Source organism: Flavobacterium sp. CSZ (assembly GCF_015350725.1).
Taxonomy (GTDB): Bacteria; Bacteroidota; Bacteroidia; order Flavobacteriales; family Flavobacteriaceae; genus Flavobacterium.
On sequence record NZ_JADKPQ010000001.1, the window covers coordinates 84,614 to 101,717 of the forward strand.

General features: G+C 32.6%; 15 protein-coding genes. 2 read left to right on the plus strand and 13 right to left on the minus strand.

Annotated elements, in window-relative coordinates:
• Positions 1–88: 88 nt before the first annotated feature.
• The 4 genes from hisD to IRZ78_RS00450 all read right to left on the minus strand — a co-directional run bounded on the left by hisD (position 89) and on the right by IRZ78_RS00450 (position 4,718).
• Positions 89–1,381, minus strand: coding sequence for a histidinol dehydrogenase (gene hisD, locus IRZ78_RS00435; protein WP_194614638.1), 1,293 nt, complete (start codon positions 1,379–1,381; stop codon positions 89–91).
• 102 nt (positions 1,382–1,483) lie between these two features.
• A complete protein-coding gene (gene hisG / locus IRZ78_RS00440; protein WP_194614639.1) occupies positions 1,484–2,341 on the minus strand; it encodes an ATP phosphoribosyltransferase in 858 nt (285 codons plus the stop codon).
• Positions 2,342–2,651: 310 nt separating this feature from the next.
• Positions 2,652–4,052, minus strand: coding sequence for a HAMP domain-containing sensor histidine kinase (locus tag IRZ78_RS00445; RefSeq protein WP_194614640.1), 1,401 nt, complete (start codon positions 4,050–4,052; stop codon positions 2,652–2,654).
• The gene (locus IRZ78_RS00450; protein ID WP_194614641.1) at positions 4,053–4,718 is read right to left on the minus strand and encodes a response regulator transcription factor; all 666 of its coding nucleotides are present in this window, start codon (positions 4,716–4,718) and stop codon (positions 4,053–4,055) included.
• 199 nt (positions 4,719–4,917) lie between these two features.
• Here IRZ78_RS00450 and IRZ78_RS00455 point away from each other — a divergent pair, with 199 nt between their 5' ends.
• Positions 4,918–7,008 (plus strand): LTA synthase family protein, encoded by a 2,091-nt coding sequence (locus IRZ78_RS00455; protein WP_194614642.1) that lies wholly within the window; start codon positions 4,918–4,920, stop codon positions 7,006–7,008.
• Positions 7,009–7,410: 402 nt separating this feature from the next.
• Here IRZ78_RS00455 and IRZ78_RS00460 read toward each other — a convergent pair whose 3' ends face one another.
• Positions 7,411–8,409: a zinc dependent phospholipase C family protein gene (locus IRZ78_RS00460; protein WP_194614643.1), complete on the minus strand. Its 999-nt coding sequence runs from the start codon at positions 8,407–8,409 to the stop codon at positions 7,411–7,413.
• A 174-nt stretch (positions 8,410–8,583) separates the two neighbouring features.
• Between IRZ78_RS00460 and IRZ78_RS00465 the strand changes: the two genes are divergently transcribed.
• Positions 8,584–9,537 carry a glycoside hydrolase family 68 protein gene (locus IRZ78_RS00465; protein ID WP_194614644.1) on the plus strand — a complete coding sequence of 318 codons (954 nt, stop codon included), beginning with the start codon at positions 8,584–8,586 and terminating at the stop codon, positions 9,535–9,537.
• 10 nt (positions 9,538–9,547) lie between these two features.
• Here the strand turns inward: IRZ78_RS00465 and IRZ78_RS00470 are convergent, their stop codons facing one another.
• From IRZ78_RS00470 to IRZ78_RS00505, 8 genes are all read right to left on the minus strand, one after another.
• Positions 9,548–10,513, minus strand: a complete 966-nt coding sequence (locus IRZ78_RS00470) for a putative sulfate exporter family transporter (protein WP_194614645.1) — start codon at positions 10,511–10,513, stop codon at positions 9,548–9,550.
• 73 nt (positions 10,514–10,586) lie between these two features.
• Positions 10,587–11,483, minus strand: coding sequence for a LysR family transcriptional regulator (locus tag IRZ78_RS00475; protein WP_194614646.1), 897 nt, complete (start codon positions 11,481–11,483; stop codon positions 10,587–10,589).
• Positions 11,484–11,544: 61 nt separating this feature from the next.
• Positions 11,545–12,291, minus strand: coding sequence for a M15 family metallopeptidase (locus IRZ78_RS00480; protein WP_194614647.1), 747 nt, complete (start codon positions 12,289–12,291; stop codon positions 11,545–11,547).
• Positions 12,288–13,127: a DUF4846 domain-containing protein gene (locus IRZ78_RS00485; RefSeq protein ID WP_194614648.1), complete on the minus strand. Its 840-nt coding sequence runs from the start codon at positions 13,125–13,127 to the stop codon at positions 12,288–12,290. Before IRZ78_RS00485 ends, IRZ78_RS00480 begins: the two co-directional genes overlap by 4 nt.
• A 66-nt stretch (positions 13,128–13,193) precedes the next feature.
• Positions 13,194–15,221, minus strand: a complete 2,028-nt coding sequence (locus tag IRZ78_RS00490; protein ID WP_194614649.1) for a hypothetical protein — start codon at positions 15,219–15,221, stop codon at positions 13,194–13,196.
• A 68-nt stretch (positions 15,222–15,289) separates the two neighbouring features.
• Complete coding sequence (gene fabG / locus IRZ78_RS00495) at positions 15,290–16,036, minus strand: 3-oxoacyl-[acyl-carrier-protein] reductase (RefSeq protein ID WP_194614650.1); 747 nt, start codon at positions 16,034–16,036, stop codon at positions 15,290–15,292.
• Positions 16,037–16,284: 248 nt separating this feature from the next.
• The gene (locus IRZ78_RS00500; RefSeq protein ID WP_194614651.1) at positions 16,285–16,485 is read right to left on the minus strand and encodes a hypothetical protein; all 201 of its coding nucleotides are present in this window, start codon (positions 16,483–16,485) and stop codon (positions 16,285–16,287) included.
• 85 nt (positions 16,486–16,570) lie between these two features.
• On the minus strand, positions 16,571–16,771 hold the full coding sequence (locus IRZ78_RS00505) for a hypothetical protein (RefSeq protein ID WP_194614652.1): 201 nt from the start codon (positions 16,769–16,771) through the stop codon (positions 16,571–16,573).
• Between the last annotated feature and the right edge of the window lie 333 nt (positions 16,772–17,104).

The following is a 17,104-nucleotide window of genomic DNA, read 5'->3' on the forward strand; positions in this document are numbered from 1 at the left end:
GGCAAGAATAAAGACTTAATCGAACCCTTTCTCTTGATTCTTTGTTCTTTCTTCTATAATCTATTCTCTTTCTTCTATTCTCTTTCTTCTATTCTCTTTCCTCCAAACTCTTCAATCTCAGCGTTACAGCATTCTTATGCGCTTGCAGTCCTTCGGCTTCAGCCATAACTTCAATTGCTTTACCGATGTTTTGGATTCCTTTTTCTGAGATTTTCTGAAATGTCATTGATTTCATAAAGCTATCGAGATTTACTCCGCTGTAATTCTTAGCGTATCCGTTTGTTGGCAGGGTGTGATTCGTTCCTGATGCATAATCCCCTGCACTTTCCGGAGTATAATTCCCAATAAAAACAGAACCTGCATTCAATACACCATTGCAATAGAAATCATCAAATTCTGAACAGATTATAAAGTGTTCAGGTCCGTATTCGTTGATTAAATCTAAAGCAATCTGATCATTTTTAACATAAATCAGTTTTGAATTTTCAATCGCTTTTTTGGCAATTTCTTTTCTAGGAAGTGCTTCTACCTGAATTTGAACTTCTTTTTCTACAGCATCAATCAGCTTTTTTGAAGTCGAAACTAAGATTACCTGACTGTCTGTTCCGTGTTCTGCCTGAGATAATAAATCGGAGGCTACAAAAGCGGGAACAGCAGTATCATCTGCCACAACTAATAATTCTGAAGGGCCCGCCGGCATATCAATCGCTACTCCAAATTGTGTTGCCAATTGTTTTGCAACAGTTACAAACTGATTTCCAGGTCCGAAAATCTTGTATACTTTAGGGATTGATTTTGTACCGAAGGTCATTCCGGCGATTGCCTGAATTCCGCCTGCTTTTAATATTTTGGTTACTCCGCATAAATTAGCTGCGTACAAAATAGCAGGATTAATTTTTCCGGTTTTATCCGGTGGCGAGCATAACACGATTTCTTTACATCCTGCAATTTCAGCGGGAACGGCCAACATTAAAACTGTTGAAAACAAAGGTGCTGTTCCGCCTGGAATGTATAAGCCAATTTTTTGAATCGGCCTTTTCTCCTGCCAGCAATTTACACCTTCGGTAGTTTCTATCGAGATTCTATCTGTTTTTTGAGCTGTGTGAAATTTATAAATATTTGCTTTTGCTAACTGAATGGCGTCTTTTAATTCAGTAGAAATCGAATTAAGCGCTTCCTGAATTTCTTCTGAGGAAACTTCGTAATTTTCTAAAGCAATTCCATCGAAGATCGAAGTGTATTTTGCAACGGCTTCATCTCCTTTTTTCTGTACTTCTTTAAAAATTTCTTTAACCGTAACTTCGATATCATCGATGGTTTTGGTTGGTCTTTTTAATATTTCTGACCAGGTATCTGGTTTTGGATTGTCTATTTTATTCATTTTTTTATGCTTTATGCTATAAGCTATAGGCTTAAAGCTTTAGTAACTTTGTCATTTTTTGGGCTTAAAGCTTATTGCCTAAAGCCTAATGCGGGCGAAGCCCTAAAGAACCATTTTCTCAATTGGGCAAACTAAAATTCCCTCGGCTCCGGCTTCTTTTAATTTATCTATTACATCCCAAAAGGTATCTTTATCGATTACCGAGTGAACACTGCTCCAGCCTTCTTGAGCTAATGGTAAAACAGTTAAACTTCTTAAAACCGGTAAGATTTTACCAATTTCATCGATTTTGTCGTTTGGAACGTTCATCAGGATATATTTTGAATTTCTTGCTCTTAGAACCGATTGAATTCTGAATTTTAGAGTATCGATGTGTTTCTGGATTTCCGGAGAAACTTTTGGAGAAACGGCTAAAACTGCTTCGCTTTTCAGGATTACTTCTACTTCTCTCAAATTATTTTTGAACAAAGTACTGCCACTTGAAACAATATCTACAATAGCATCAGCAAGACCAATATTTGGTGCGATCTCTACAGAACCTGAAATTTGGTGAATATCAACTGTTAATCCAAAAGAATTGAAATATTCGTTGACTGTATTAGGATAAGAAGTAGCAATACGTAAACCTGATAAATCCTGAATCGAATTGTACTCAAAAGTTTTAGGTACAGCAACAGAAACCTTGCATTTTGAAAATCCCAGTTTCTGAATCACTTCTATATGTTTTCCTTTTTCTACCAAAAGGTTATCTCCTACGATCGCAAGATCTACAACGCCATCGATTAGGTATTGAGGAATATCTGAATTTCTTAAATATAAAACTTCAAGGGGAAAATTTGAGGCTTCGGCTTTTAGCTGATCGTTTCCGTTGTTGATCGAAATACCGCAATCTTTTAGGATTTGAATGCTGTCTTCGTTTAAACGACCTGATTTTTGAATTGCAATTTTTAACGTACTCATTTTTTTTTAGTTTTTGTTGGATTAATAGTTTGAGTACAAAGAATTGGTATAAAAAAACCCGTTTGATGTACTCAAACGGGTTTTAAAATATGATGATTTACATGCATATCATTAACACATCGCCTGAGAGCAATAATGAAAATGATGATGATGTAATTGAATTGAAATCATGATTTGTGTTGTGTTTTATTCTTTGATTCGGTTGCAAATATACTAGTTAATTTCATAAAAAAGCAATTTTTAATTTAACTTAACTATAGTTTATTGTTAAAAAAAAGCCCGCGCTTCTATTTTATTAGATTTTTTCAATTTACGATAACGTTTTCATATTATCATCAAAACTCAATATAACAGTAGTTCCTACTCCTATCTGGCTATCAATTTTAAACTTAATATGAAGCAATTCTGTAATTCTTTTTACAATAGACAAACCTAAACCAGTTCCTTTAATCTCTGGATGATCTGTTGAATTGGATCTGAAAAATGGATTAAAAACAGCTTCTAAATCATGCATTTCAATTCCTATTCCGTTATCGGAAATTTTACACACTATTTTTTCGTTTTGTTTCGAAAGTAAAATAGTTACTTCTCCATCCTTGTTCGTGTATTTTACCGCATTCGAAATAATATTTCTCAAAATCGTAATCACTAAAAAATTATCAGATTGAATGTAATAATCTTGCGGCGCATCAAATTTAATCTTGATTTTTTGACTGCTTATTTTCTCTGAATTTAAAGTTAAAACATCCAAAATAAGGGAATTCAAATAAACAGATTCTGTATTTATATTTTTGCTTTGGTTTTCAAAACGTGCCATTAATAGCAGCTGATCTACCAACATATTTAAATGATCAACTTCTTTTATACAGTAATTAATTTTCTCTTCGTATTCTTTATTATCACGCGGTTTACGAATTAACACTTCAAGTGTTCCTTTAATGACAGTAAGTGGTGTTCTTAATTCGTGAGAAGCATCAGAAGTAAATTGTTTTTCGCGTTCTATTGCATCTTCAATACGGTTAAGAAGGTTGTTTATGGTTTTAGAAAGTGTGTATAATTCGTCTCTGGTTTTGGGCAGCGGAATACGCGTTTTTAGATTATCCTTAGTAATAATTTTTGAGGTATTGATTATCGAATTTATAGGCTTTATACTTCGGCCGGCAAAGAATCTGGCAATAAAAAACAGCAACAACAAAATCCCCAAAAAAGACAAACTCATAATATCAAACAAATTGTTTAATACCATTTTCGAATCTGACAATGACATTGCTACAATAACATATCCTATTTTTTTGTTTCTAATATGTAGCGGAACCTGAATTTGCCTGATATCATGATCACCCATTTTAGTATCAAACAATTCAAAATCTTCTACTGAATCATTAAACTTCAGTGTTTGTGTTTTAAGGTTGGGCGCTTTTTCTGTAATATTCTTATTTACATCGAGAAATTCAACAAATACAGGGTTTACATCTACTGTATTGTGCTCGCGTTCGTTCCATTCTTCTTCATCGATAAGGATTACTTTACCATCGACTTCTTTAATTTCTTCTTGATGATTCTGAATTTCAACCTTTATTTTTTCATCAATATGATTATAAACGGTATGTTTGACAATAGAATAAATTACCGAAAAAACGACTACAATTAATAAGCCTGTGGTAATAATATAGTTTAAGGCAATTCTGTTTTTAAAAGAAAGCTGTATCATTTATAAGTCGTTAGCGATATAACCAATGCCGCGAATTGTTTTTATATAATCTTCTTCAATTTTTAAATTGAGTTTTTTTCGAATAGCGTTCATAAAAACATCGATTACACCGGTATCATATTCAAAATTAATCTCCCAAACATCTTTTAAGATTTGATTTCGGGTGCAGACTTTTCCTTTGTTTTTTATCAGATAAGTCAATAACTCAAATTCACGCTGGGTTAAGGCTACTTCATCCTGATTTTTAAGAACAATATGTTTTGATAAATCAATTTTGATAACACCCAAGGTTAAAACCTCTGAGCCTTTTTGATTTCGAAAATGAATTTTTATTCTCTCTACCAGTTCTTCAAAGCTAAAGGGCTTTTTTATATAATCGTTGGCTCCTGCTTTTAAACCTTCTATCGTTTCCTGAACGGTATCTTTTGCGGTCAAAAAAATAATTGGAGTGGTTTGATCTTTAATTCTGATGGCTTTACACAAATCTAAACCGTTAATTTTAGGAAGCATCCAATCGAGTAAAATCAAATCAAATTTCTGATTTTGAATCAATTCAAAACCTTTCGAACCATCATTTGCCGTGGTAATCTGATAACCTTCTTCCTGCAAACCCTGCTGCAAAAACTGAACAATCCCTAACTCATCTTCGACTATTAAAATATGCATTTGCCTTTTTTAATTAAGATTATATCTTCTTTTTATTATTCAAAGATAGATATTTTACCTTTCAGAAATTGCTTAAAACCATTAGAATAGCGAAAACAACTTCATCTTAAGTAAACTTTAAGTTTACTCTAAGCAAGGTAAAAGCATAACTTCATCTGGAACTAATTTATCGCCATTAATTTTGTAAAAAATTTATTTCATGACTTTTTACAAGAAGCTTTCTCCATTTTACAATCTAATTGTATTTTATTGTATCATCAGTTTTCTATTAAGAATAGTTTTATTATTTCACCCGATTACGCAAAGTTCATTTACTATTCTTGAGTGTCTGAAAATCTTTGGTTTAGGATTTATTTCAGATCTGTTTACTTTTATAGTAGCAAGTGTTTTTTTATGGCTGTATCTTATTTTTATTTCAAACTCTAAGTACAACACGCCTTCCGGTTATATTATTTTGGCTGTTTTTGTTGCGTTGTTTCTTTACATCGCATCAGGAAAAAGTATTTTTGATGAATACGGAGGTGCTTTGCCAAGAATTATTTTGATTTTTGTGGGAATCAAAACTGTGCTTTTTGCCCTTTTACTTTTTCTTCCAAAACTAAGAGACAAGATCAGGTACTGGTTATTTGTTTTTGTGATTTTCCTATACGTTTTACTAATCCTGCAAAACGGAATAAGTGAGTATTTTTTCTGGAATGAATTTGGCGTGAAATACAATTTTATTGCTGTAAATTATTTGATTTATACCAATGAAGTTATCGGGAATATTATGCAGTCTTATCCTGTAATTCCTATATTTTCGGCTTTGTTTCTGGTAACGGCGATTTTTACGTATTTCATTGTTAAAAGGTCTGGAAATTATATCGATGCGATTCCGTCTGTAACCGATAAATTAAAAATTACCGGAGTTTACGTTGTATTATTTATGATCTCTTTAGCAGCGATACCTACATTGGCAAAAACTGAAAACTCTAGAAATGTTTTTGTGAATGAATTACAATCTACTGGTTTGTATAAATTTTATCTTGCTTTTGAGAACAATAAACTTGATTATTTTAAATTCTACAAAACACTTCCGGCAGAAAAAGCATTTAATATTTTAAAACGACAGTTGCCTGGCATTTCCGGAGAAAATACAAAACGAACAATTACAAGTGATTCTCTTGAAAATCATAAAAATGTAGTATTGATTACAATAGAAAGTTTAAGCGCTGAATACATGAAAATGTACGGAAATAAAGAAAACATTACGCCTTTTCTGGATAGTTTAGCTCAAAAAAGTTTACAGTTTACTAATCTTTATGCGGCAGGAAACAGAACGGTTCGCGGACTGGAAGCGGTTACTTTATGCTTGCCGCCAACCGCAGGCGAAAGTGTTTTAAAAAGAGAGGACAATAAAAATAAATTTTCGACCGGATCAATTTTTAAGCAAAGGGGTTACAATGTAAAATTCATGTATGGCGGTGATGCTTTTTTTGATAACATGCAGGATTTCTATTCGGGAAATGGTTACGACATTGTAGATAAATCCAGTTTTTCTGCTGAAGAAGTTACTTTTGAGAATGTTTGGGGAGTTTGTGATGAGGATATGTACAACAAAGCAATTAAGGTAATGAACGCTGAGGCAAAAGAAAACAAACCTTTCTTTAATCATATTATGACAGTGAGTAATCACAGACCTTTTACGTATCCTAATAATAAAATTGATATTCCGGGTGATATTAAATCGCGTGACGGAGGAGTAAAATATACAGATTACTCGCTTAAAAAATTCTTTGCCATGGCGAGTAAACAGCCTTGGTTCAAAAATACTGTTTTTGTAATTGTTGCAGATCACTGTGCGTCTAGTGCAGGAAAAACACAGCTTCCGTTGGATAAATACCGAATCCCGGCTTTTGTTTATGATCCGAATGCTAAACCTAAAAAATACAATCAGTTAATGTCGCAGATTGATCTTATGCCAACGCTTTTTGGATTATTGCATTTTAGTTATAAAAGCAAGTTTTTTGGTCAGGATGTTTTGAAACCGGATTATAAACAACGTGCTTTTATTGCCACTTATCAGGATTTAGGTTTAATAAAAGATAATGTATTAACGATTTTATCTCCTAAACAGCAGGTAAAACAGTTTAAACTAAAACCAGAACCAAAAGATGGTATTGCGCCGGATTATCAAATTGATTATAACGAAAAATGCATGAAAACGGAAAGAACTGATTTAGTAAATGAAACCATTTCGTTTTATCAAACAGCTTCGGATATGTTGAAGAAAAAGAAATATCAGAAGTAGATTGAACTTAAAAATTCCAATTCCCAAGCTTTCGGATAAATTCCAAATTCCAATCTCGAAATTTCGGGATGGGGAAAATTCCAAATTCCAAAGGTGGCGGGATGGCAAGCGGATGACACATATTTAACTGATTTTCGCTGTTTTTTTTTGTAATATCATGTTATTCTTTTGGTTAGATTAAGCATCTTATGAAAAACGAGTGCCATAGCCCTGAAGGGAGGGAAATCCTTTTGTGCCCGTCCCGATAGCTATCCGGAGGCGCAAAAGATTTGGAAGGACAGCTGGAAATAGCTCCTAAAACTTCAACTTTACTTATATAAAACACTAAAAAAGCCTCAAATTCAAATGAATCTGAGGCTTTTTTGTGATCTGTAAACTAAAAACTGAGACTGAAAACTTTTTCTAGTCGTTTTGATTTTTAAGTCCAAATAAGTTTCCTTGTTGAAACAACTTTTGATCGTCTTTTAATGACTGGTAGTTCCTTTGTGTTACAGCAGGCGCATCTAAGTCGCTTAAATCTGGTTTTCCGGCATTTACCCATGCAGTATACCAAAAACTTGCAGTTGCTGTAATGGCTTTTCTCATTTGGCTTTCTACCATTCCGTTTAACTGTTCGTGTAGTTTCTTGGCGTAATCATCAGAAAAAACAGCTGTATTGTATTTACTTTTCAGTACTTTTCCGTCAGCATCCATTTTAAAAACCTGAGCTTCCGGAGTTGCGGTTCTAAGTTTTTTATCAATGTCTAATAACGGTTTAGCTAAGCTATGTGTATCATTAATCATATCCCAGGTTGCTTTATGAACATCTTCATAGTATTGTGCCTGAGGAACATTTAACTTGTAATTTTTAGCAAATAACTCCGGTAATCTGCTTTCCCAAAGTGAATGAATTCCTTTTTGGTCGCTTAATTGTCCGTCATGATTGGCAGAAGTATGCAACGGCATGTGTGCATCGCCAATATAATGACCTAAATCTGCAGCAAGAAACAAGATTTCGGCTCTGTTTTTCTCTTTAAACGCTTTGGTTAATTTTACCATCATGTCTTCGATATACCAAGGTAAAATTCCGTTATCATTCAGGAATTTGGCATCGTATTTTTTCTTTGCTGCTTCCATGGTTTGTGGTATACTGTCTAGAGGACCAAAATTTTCCATGTCAAAATAATGCCTTGGGTTTTCATCTTTATAATTTAAAGCATATTTACGAATGTCCGGAACTGATGCTTCTTGTGTAATAAAATCAATGTGGTTGTAAAAAAACACTTGTATTGATTGAGGTAAAGCCATTACTGCGGCTTTATTAATACGCTCATGGCCAACGATTCCCCATGATAGTGTCAAAAATCCAATAGCTAATACGAATAGGGCGATTAGTCTTGGCTTCATTCTAAAATTTTTCATTTGTATTTTGTTTGAGGGTGCAAATTTATCCCATTTAAACCGAATTCAAAACAATAGTGACTATTATTGTTATAATTTAATTCCTTTTAATTTTGAAACCGTTTATATGATATAAGTTCATATCAAAAGTTTCTTTGTAAATTCGTTTTGATTTTTATCCTAAAATTTAAATTTATGCGCCCTACTTATTTAAGTATTCTTTTCTTTTTAATTACTTCTGTTTCTGTTGCTCAAGACGATATTATACAGCTTAAATCTGTTAGCGACACTATTTTAAATACCAAAAGAATCTTACAGATATCTGATCCTTTTGATGGTGTAAAAACCATGCAAAAACTGTTTCCCGGTAAATTATATAAACTTTCTGATAACAATACTTTTTTGAGCTGGAAATGCAAAAGCTGTAAACCCAGTGCTTATACTGATGTTAATGGTGTCGAAGGGGATCAAATGTTTCCTTACGAAAGAGGTGTTGCAACCAGAATACTTGAGAATATTGCTTATAAAGATTCTAAAGGAAATGAATTCAGGCTGTTATTTTTTAACCATTCAAATTATGATGAAGACGGACTGCAAACCGGAAGATTTTCGGGTGGTCTTGTAGGCGTGGCTAAATTTGCAAAAAATGATAAAGTTTGGGAAATGAGATCTTTTCAGCCTGCAATCGCTGCTTTTGGCTCTTTTGCCCAAGCTCCAAAACCTAAACTTGTAGAAATTGGAGAAGATCAATATGCTTTTACTTTATTGCACGTAAATGGTGGTGCCGGAGGTCCTTTTGAAGGAACTCTTTATCTTATTGCAGGACTTGACGGTAAATATCAGCCTATTATGGAAGTAAATGATTATAAACTTACAAATGTGGCAAGTTTAGAATGGTCGAGTTCGTATAAAGTTGTAAATAAGACTAGTAATAAACATTTTAGAGATATTATTATAAAAACAAATGGGGCTTTTAGCAAGGCAGCAAAAGCAAATGATGAATTTGAAACAAATCCGCCTGAAGAAATAGCTGCAATGGCAAAATCAAAAAAGCAGTTTAATTTTGAGATTGAAAGACGTTTTTCGTTTAAAGGAAAGTTTTACAAAATGATCGGCAAGCCAATCGTGAAGTTTTCCAATGTAAAGTAAATTTTACTATTTAATTGAGATATAAAATTGAAGCCAAACCTAAACCGGCAATAAAAATCCAGAGTAAAACTCCCTGAAATAAAGGCTTTACCCCTACCGCTTTTAAAGTATTTATATTTAATGTTGCGCCAATTAAAAACAAGGTTATTGTTAAACCAATTTTGGCGACATTGACAATATATGGCGAAATAATAGCCGTTTGAGGTACATAAGAATTAAAAAGCATCGCCAGAATAAACAGGCCAATAAAGTATGGGATTTTGATTTTTTGAGATTTATTTTTGAAAATAAAAGCCGTTAAAAGCGAAATTGGGATAATCCATAGTGCTCTGGCTAGTTTTACAGTTGTGGCAATTTGCAGTGCTTCTGCCCCATATTTATTGGCCGCGCCCACAACTGAACTGGTGTCATGAATAGCAATCGCACACCATAAACCAAATTCTTTCTGAGACAAATCAAGCTGATGCCCGATAAACGGAAAAACAAATAATGCAATTGAATTTAGAATAAAAATAACTCCCAAAGCTATAGAGGTTTGATTTTCGTTTGATTTGATTACGGGAGAAATCGCCGCAATGGCACTTCCGCCACAAATGGCTGTTCCGCAAGAGATTAAATGTGATGTTTTTTTATCGGTTTTAAGCCATTTTCCTAAAAATGTACCTAATAGTAATGTGCTGAAAATTGAGAATATTGTGAGCAAAAAACCTTCTTTTCCAGCTGAGATTGCTGCTGTGGCGTTCATTCCGAATCCTAAACCAATAACTGAGAATTGTAATAAATAAGTAATGGCAATGTGATTGAAAGCTATAAATGGATTCCCAAAAACATTTACCATGACAACTCCTAATAACAAGGCAATTGGCGGAGAAATAATCGAAAATAGACCTAATACTATTATAAGAGCAAAAATAGCTTGTTGCAGGTAAAGATTAATTTCGAATAAATGTGATGCGGTATGTTGTTTCGTTTTCAAAATAAGCAATTTGATATTTCCTTACAAAGGTCTGCCCTTTATACGATAATCGCCAATCTTAAATTACAATCGACTATAACCCTAAGTTATAGTAGCTGGATATATTTTGAATAAAAAGCTCCGATAAGGAATCGGATTTACCTAATAAAGTGATGATATAAAAATAACGTTCGATAGATAAATTCTCAACATCCAAAACTATTAATTCATTATTTTTAAGCTCTTTACCCGCAGCGTGTATTGACATAAAGGCAAAACAATCTGAGTTCAACAGATAAGATTTTATACTTTCTGTAGATCCTAATTGCATCTCGATTTGCAAATCAGTTATTTTTACATCAACTTGTTTCAATGCATATTCTATAACTTCAAGTGTTCCAGAGCCACGCTCACGTGTTATGAATTTCATTGTTTTTAAATCTTCAAGCGAGATTTCGTTTTGTTTTACCAAAGGATTTTTGGTATTACAAACCAACACTAATTCGTCTTTTATAAACGGAATATATTTAATGGACTGATTTTTAGATTGTCCTTCAACAATTCCGATTTCAATTTCTTTGTTAATTAGAGCATTTTCGATTTGTTCAGTATTTCCATTTAGCAAATTGACTTTGATTTCTTTTTGCTTTTGATGAAAACGGGCTAAAACCGGAGAAATAATATATTGCGAAATGGTTGTACTTGCTCCTAACCTTAATAATCCCTGACGTTCGTTGATAAATGAACTCATATCAAAGTCGATTTCGCGGTAGATTTCGAAGATATTCTTGGTGTGTTTTAGCAGAATTTCTCCGGCTGGGGTTAACGCAATTTTAGAACCATTACGTTCAAAAAGTTTGGTTTTATAGGTTTCCTCAAGTTCCTGAATATGCTTAGAAACCGCTGGCTGCGAGATATATAATTCTGTTGCCGCTTTAGTAAAATTTAAGCGAAGTGCCACTGTATGAAATACTTTTAGCCTGAAATCCATAATCATAAATTTTTAATTCGCAATCCACTTTCCTGTACAATATTTTTTTCAATAAAATAATTTATAAAAAAAGTTCAGGTCGATACTCAAAATGCATTGTGTCATAATGTTTCCAATTTCCACCCCAAATAAAGCCGTATTTTTCAAAAATTGAAACTAGCTTCAGGGGAATTTGATTTCTATACAAAAGAGTAGCTTCTTCATTTTTACATTTACAATCCCATTGCCAATAATTGGAGTTTTTGACATTAATATCTATAGTCATTCCATAACTATGCATACTCAATCGGTTTGTTCCTGAAATTTTTCTCCAATTAAATGTACCTCCAATAGCATTAATATATTTTTTAAATTCTGGATTATTATCTAATTCTGCCGAGAGTTTTTTTACAATTATATCAATTCCATTCACGGTTGTTACTTTTATTTTTTGATTGACTAATTTGGGGCACCAAATAATTTCAGTCATTTTTGATTCAACTTCTGATTTTGAATTTCCGTAAATTTTCTTAAAAAAAGCTTCATTTCGAATTCTTCCCGCATCTTCCTTTGGAATTAAATTCTTATTTACTTTAGCATAAACAAACCTAAATTGATCCTCAATATCTGGATTTTCTAACATTTCCTGCTTCGTTTTATTTTTAAAATCATCATAAATCAAATTTGATCCATCACTAAAAACAATCTTATTACCCTTAAAACCAGTAACTTTACCCGGGTATGCTTTAATTATTTTTTGAACATTCAATGGGATTTCTTGAGAAAAAACATTTTGAAATATAAGGACTAAAAAAAGGAATCGTTTCATTTAAAACGTTTTAATTGTGAAGAGCTAAAAGTCCATTCGGGTGTTTTGAGAGAGGTTCCAAAATCCACAGCGTACCAAGGACTCAACGAACTACTATTTGGATTTTTCAATATTTGAATTTCCTGTGCTGGCATATAGCTTTGTGCTAAAAGCATAATTTTTTGGTTGTTTTTTGGATTCACAGCTACATCAACCACAATAACAGCGTGACCCGGAAAGCCTCCTTTTATAAAAACATCTCCAATTTTTATGTCTAAAGCATTAATTGATTTCAGTTCTTTTTCTAAAGAAGCAGTTCCTGCATACATAAAAACCGTCTCTAAATATTTCCAATAGGTTTGATAACTGTCAGATGGTTTTGCAGTTTTAACCCAACTGGTTTTGTTGCCTTTAATTGCAATTCTGTAACCTTCGACCCATTTGCTAAAATCAACACGAAAACCATTTGTGAAATTAAAATGTATTTTATCGTACTGTTTTTGTCCATAAAAATAATCCGCTCGCAAACGCATCACGGCATCAGCACATTGATGCAAATCCTGTCTCCCAATCGGTAAATCCACAACTGCTTCATAAACGTTTCGATTTGACTTTATAGTTCCATCAAAATACAAAACATCTGAACCTAAGGGTTTTAATGGAAGTTTTCGCAAAAAAACTCCAAATGAAGTTTTAGATTCCTCTTCTCTCACAAATCCCTGAGGTAGTTGAAAACGTTGCTGAATCGTCGTGTTTCCCAAAAGATTACTTTTGTTAGTATTATTTGTCTTTGAAAATGAAAAAAAACAAAGAAACACCATCAAAATTGCTACAATAAACAAGAATTTAACTTTCATAATTTGGACTTTTAATTCATAACCACAAGATTACAAAAAGCTAGAAGGGATTAGATTATATTTCGATCACAACATTCCATTATATTTTCTAACAAACCATTCCGTAGTTAATACAATAGCAATCAAAATCAACAACCAAATCCAGTCAATTAAAGGAGTTTTGGTAGAGACATTTTTCTCTATCGATTTGTATTCTTTATTTTCTAAAAGCTGCTGAATCAAATCATCGGCCTGATCTTCGAAGAAAGCTTTTCCGTTGGTTTGCAACGCTAATTGCTTCAATTTTGTAACATCAGGATTTACAAATTGTTTTTCGATATCAAAATCTAAAATTTCAAAATGACTTGAATACACTGTATTAGAATTTAATTCTTTTACATTGAAATTATATTTTCCGGCAGCTAAACCATCAAGATTGGCTGAGAAAGAATTGTTTCCTTTTAGTAAATCATAATTTTTATCTAGCTTCGTTTCGGCATTTGTAACTGTAATGGTGAGTCTCGCTTTTTCGTCGAACTCATAATTTTTATTGAAGTATTGTGCATTAATTACAATTGCTTCTCCTGAATTATAAAAACTTTCATGCGTTACTACCAATGATTTTCTTGAAGTTGTCGAAGCTAAATATTGAATGATCTTATCGATAAAAACATCATATTTATCAAACGACTGATTGTCGATATGACTTTGCAGACGCCATTTCCAACTATTTTCTCCTAAAAGAAAAGCGGTTCTCTTTCCCTGATTTTCGGCGAAAGCCAGTAAAGGTGCGTTTGTCGCAACGTTTCTTATTTTTGAAGAAAACAAAACAGATACATTTCCGTTTGTTGTAATAGTTCCGAATAAATTTTGCAGCGGCGGAAAATTTTCAAAACCAATATTTTCTATTGCAAATAAATTAAACTGCGATTCAAACTCTGATAAATAATCTTCTCTTTGTCCGCTCATTTTAAACACCAGACTATTTTGTTGCTGGTTCAAAAAATTAAAATCGGTGTTGTTTCCGGTAATGATAAAGGTATTTGTTCCGGCTAATTTGTTATTATCAAAAATAGCTTTAAAAGCTGATGTTGGCTGATACAAAACTAAAACCGAAACTTCTTGTAACTGATTAATATCATTTGGCTTAGTCAATATTACTTTACGCTGCGCATTAACTTCAATAGATCGTTTTAATGCAGCAATATCCGGATGATTAATAGCCGAAACTATCGCTATAGTCGACTTTTGATCGATCACTTCAACAGCAAAATTTTTGTTATTATTATAACTGTTTTTTTCTTTTGAACCTGATGAAATACTAGCTTTAAAAATTTGCAATCCTACTTTATCAGCAGGTAAAAGCAAGTTTAAAGTCGCTGTTTTTTTTGATGCCGAAAAAGAAATTTTCTCTTTGGCTACGACAGTATTTCCCTGCGAAATTGTAAAATCGGCATTTGCATTTTTATCTCCTGAATATTGCAGAAAAACTTCTACAGGAAATTTATTTTTATGAAAAGCGTATTTATTTACGTTAAGCTGATTGATTTTAAGATCAAGAAAGGTGGTTGTATCTCCCACAACCAAAGGATAAACTTTATTGACAGGATCAAAACGATATACATAATCGTTTCCTGTAGTTTGATTTCCGTCGGTGATAATGACTGTTGGGAAAATCAGGTTTTTATTAATGCTTTTAAGGTTCCTGGAAACTTCATCAAGATTCGTTTGCTTGCCTTTAAAATCGAATTTGTCCGAAGGCTTGAAATCAGCATCAAACTGATACGACTGGATTTCAAATTTTTCTTTAAGGGCAGGATTCGAAATTATTTTTTGATAAAGTTCTTCAGCTTTTTTATCCGATTTTAAAACTGTAATCGAACTTGAATTGTCCACTGCAATTGCCAAAGGGGTTTTGGTAATTTCCAGCGAGTTCTTTGTCATTATAGGATTTATCAATAAAACTAATAATCCAAAAATGGCTAAAAAACGTAAAAAAGCCAAAAACACAACCACATTGGATTTGTTTTTGGCTTTAAAAAAATATTGAAAATACGACAAACCACCAGCTATTACTAAGGAAAGTAATAATAATAGAATCGTGTTTGTAGTCATATTTTATAGTTTTCAGTGACAGTTTTCAGTAATCAGTGCTACTGAAAACTTAAACTGAGATTTATTCTTTAGGTTAACATTCCTCCACAAACATTAAGTACTTGTCCGGTAACATAAGCACTCATGTCAGAAGCAAGGAAAAGACAAGCATTTGCAACGTCTTCTGCCGTTCCACCACGTTTTAACGGAATTCCTTCTCTCCACCCTTTTACTACATCTTCGCTTAATTTTGCTGTCATTTCGGTTTCAATAAATCCCGGAGCAATTGCATTACAACGAATATTACGAGAACCTAACTCTAATGCTACAGATTTTGTAAAACCAATTGCACCTGCTTTAGAAGCTGCATAATTTGTTTGCCCTGCATTTCCTGAAACTCCAACTACAGAACTAATATTAATTATAGAACCAGCACGTTGTTTTAGAAAAGTTTTCTGAATTGCTTTTGTCATATTAAATACTGACTTTAGATTTACATCGATAACCTGATCAAAATCAGCTTCAGACATACGCATCAATAAATTATCTTTTGTAATTCCTGCGTTGTTTATTAAGATATCTACTGTTCCAAAATCAGCTAAAACAGCATCAACAAAAGTTTGCGCTTCATTAAAATCGGCTGCATTCGATTGGTATCCTTTTGCTTTAATTCCTAAACCATTTAGCTCAGATTCTAAAGCCTGGGCAGATTCTACAGACGAACTGTATGTAAACGCAACATTTGCGCCATGTTTAGCAAAAACTTCTGCAATTCCTTTTCCAATTCCACGGCTAGCACCTGTAATAATGGCAACTTTTCCTTCTAGTAATTTCATATTCAAAATTAATTTTAATATTTATTTGTAGCTAATCCTGCGATTCATTTCAATCTTTTGTTTTTTAAAGAAAAAAAACAAAGGGATTTTCATTTCTATCAGAGCTATGAACGACTTGTCAAATATATGATAATTCCCTTTTTAAAAAAATAACAATAGTATAATTTATGACTAAGTCCGATTTCTTTAAAATAAAAAAACCGTTTCAAGAATTTTGAAACGGTTTAATTTTTAAAGTTTTTTATAAATTACGGACAAACTTCCCCTTCAGCTGTTTGATAGCATGTGTCTACTGGCAGATTTATGCATGGTGTTAAATAAGGCCCCATCACCGCGCCATCTCCCTTTTCACAATCATAAGTTAAGATAGGTCCTCGACCTGCAATATTTTTTTGCTCGTTACGACTCAAAATTTCTACTCCTTTAAAATTTAAAATTGTTTTTAACATATTAATTAGGTTGTTTAATATTTATATAATGATTTTTTATCGATTACTTACTCTTTATCTTTGAATAATATGAAGAAACTTTCTTTTATTCACAAACTACACCATCAAGTGTTATCCTGCAAATTGGTTCTGCGGGTTGTATAGGCGGTAACATGATACATGGACCATTATAAGTTCCCGGTCTCCACGGTATCATACATACCACTGGTTCTCCACCAATTGTATTTTTTTGTTCTACTGTACTTAATACTTCAACTCCTTTAAAATTTAAAATTGTTTTTAACATAGCGTTTAAATTGTTTGATGTTTTTGTATACTCAATCCTTTTTGCCTGTTGAGTTTCAGACAAAAAACCAAATACAACTACTTGGTTTTCAGAATAAATATACGAAAAAACTTCTATTAAAATTAATTTTTACAAGATTTTATCTTTGATAAATAAAAAAAAGCAACTCAAAAATGAGTTGCTTTTTTCTAAATAAAAACTAAAATTGAGATACTTAATTTTTACTGATAACAAAAAATAAAATTACCAGTATAACTGCTGAAATCAAGATGTTGTACATTTAAAATTTTCTGTATCATTAACTTTGTCTCCTTTTCTCACTTTTATCAACTT